The organism is Streptomyces sp. NPDC058457, assembly GCF_042720695.1.
Classification (GTDB): Bacteria; Actinomycetota; Actinomycetes; order Streptomycetales; family Streptomycetaceae; genus Streptomyces.
Genome location: NZ_JBHXLU010000189.1, coordinates 1 through 2,504, shown reverse-complemented (window position 1 = coordinate 2,504; position 2,504 = coordinate 1). Strand labels below are relative to the sequence as shown.

Annotated in this window: 1 protein-coding gene; it reads left to right on the top strand. The window is 61.6% G+C overall.

Annotation, left to right across the window (positions count from 1 at the left end; genetic code table 11):
- Positions 1-650 precede the first annotated feature (650 nt).
- Positions 651-2,402 carry a group II intron reverse transcriptase/maturase gene (gene ltrA, locus ACFWPS_RS53895; protein ID WP_383721899.1) on the top strand — a complete coding sequence of 584 codons (1,752 nt, stop codon included), beginning with the start codon at positions 651-653 and terminating at the stop codon, positions 2,400-2,402.
- Positions 2,403-2,504: the final 102 nt, after the last annotated feature.

Below are 2,504 nucleotides of genomic sequence, written 5' to 3'. Positions count from 1 at the left end.
CTTCAGGGTGCGACACGAGGTCGCACCGCTCAAGCGGATAACTCGGGTCAAACCGGGGTGTCCCAGACCAGTGTTCTGAGGTCTGGTTCCACGCTCACATGCGTCGCTGGCAACGGCGGGGTATGAAGCTGAGCGCTCAAGGCCCAAGAACGTCAAGGCATCTGACGTCACAGGCCGAGGGGCAGTCCGGAAGGGTGAACGAAAGTGAACCCCTGTCAAAGCCTCGTCAGCGTAACCCGCCCGATGTCGAGCAATAGCGGCGGTCATGGCCTGGATGCTGGGAAGCGTCAAGCGGAGCCGAGGGTTCTGACCCGAGGCTCGTGAACACCGCTGGCCACGGGGCAATAGGGGGCGCCCTCCCCGGACGCATCTTGACGGTGCGGAACGTGGAAACCCGGTTGAGGTCCAGAAGGATCTGGTAGGCCGACCGCAAGGAGAGCGGAATTCCTCAGCCGGACAGGATGGTTCAAGAAGCGAATGCCGGTCCCCGAAAGGGAAAGGGAAGTCGGGCGAACGTGCCCGTATAACCTGCCGGATACGGGAATTTCCCCGGCCCGAAAGGGAGCAGACGTGAACCAGGTAAGCCTTTGAAGAGAACTGAGAAGAAGCCCGAACCGAGGAGCAAGTTAGACACCGGGAGGACGGTGGGCATGTCTGCTCTGCCGCTCAGCCCGGCGAACGGACCCGAGGACGTCTCCACGCTGTGGCACCAGATTGACTGGAGTCAATGCGAGGGGGAAGTACGGCGACTGAGACAGCGGATCTTCAAGGCCGCGCAGAAAGAGGACTGGCCCAAGGTCAGGAATCTTCAAAAGCTCATGCTGCGGAGCTACTCCAACACGCTGGTGAGCGTGAGGCGAGTGTCTCAGCTGAGTACTGGCCGCAAGACGGCCGGCGTCGACAGGAAGAAGGCGGTAACGCCCAAGGCTCGCTGGAATCTCGCGACAGAGGTCCATCGGGTCGAGAAACCCTGGCGAGCCATGCCGGTCAGGCGTGTATACATCCCGAAGAGTAATGGGAAGCAGCGCCCGCTCGGTATTCCGACGATTCGGGACCGGGCCATGCAGGCCCGCGTCAAGAATGCGCTGGAACCCGAGTGGGAGGCCCGTTTCGAACCCCGGTCATACGGCTTCCGCCCGGGGAGGGGGTGCCACGACGCAATCGAGGCCATTTTCGGGGCAACGGCACGCAAGAACGCCAAACGCCTCTGGGTTCTCGATGCCGATCTGTCGGCGGCATTCGACCGCATCGACCATCCTCGCCTGATGGACGCCGTCGGGGGATTCCCCGGCCGGAGTCTCATCCGGGCGTGGCTGAGGGCCGGTGTGGTCGAAGAGGGCCGCTTCACACCGACCGAGGAGGGGACTCCACAGGGCGGTGTGATCAGTCCGCTGCTGATGAATGTGGCACTGCACGGGATGGAAGAGGCAGCAGGATGCCGGTACTGGGGAGCCGAGGCGAAGACATACGAGCCGAAGGCTGCCCCCAGGACTCCGATCCTGATCCGTTACGCGGATGACTTCGTGGTCATGTGCCACAGCAAGTCCGAAGCGGAAGAGATCAAGGAACGGTTGGCAGAGTGGCTGGAGCCGAGAGGACTGCGGTTCAACGAAGGAAAGACCCGGATCCTCCATATGGAGGACGGGTTCGACTTCCTCGGGTTCAATATCCGCCGCTACGACGGAAAGCTGCTCATCAAGCCAAGTGCTGATGCTGTCAAGAGACTCCGGGAAACCCTGCGTACCGAAGTGAAGGGGCTGTATGGCTCCAACACGGCGGGAATGCTGAGGGCGTTGACGCCGATCATCCGTGGATGGTCGGCGTATTACCGGAAGGCGGTTTCCTCTCAAACATTCGCAAGTCTGGACCACTATGTGTGGGGACTGCTCTGGGAATGGGCGAAAAGGAGCCATCCGAGGAAGCCGAGGGTCTGGGTAGCCAACAGATACTTCGGCAGGTTCAACGAGTCCAGAAACGACAAGTGGGTGTTCGGGGACCGTATCAGCGGCGCCTATCTCCCCAAGTTCGGCTGGACCAAGATCGTCCGCCACGTGCAAGTGAAGGGTGCGGCGTCTCCCGACGACCCTGCCCTGGCCGAGTACTGGCAAGGACGCCGTCGTAAGAAGGCGCCACCGCCGATGGACAAGGTAAGTCTGTCCTTGGCGTACAAGCAGAGGGGGCTCTGCCCACTCTGCAATCAGGCGCTCATCGCCGGGGCCGAGTATGAACCGGACAGTCCACGTGAATGGATCAACTGGTTCGCGGCTTCGAAGAAAATGCTGCACAAGCATCACTTCGTTTACCGGCGAGACGGCGGCTCCGACGATCGAACCAACCTCCGTCTCGTGCACTCCGCATGCCATCGACAGCTACACGCTCAAGATGGCGTGCAGGCCAAGTGAAACTGCGCTGGCCCATGGGGCGAGCTTGAGCCGTGTGCATTGAAAGGTGCACGCACGGTTCTGAGGGGGCCGGGATGCAGTAATGCATCCCGGCTACCCGAC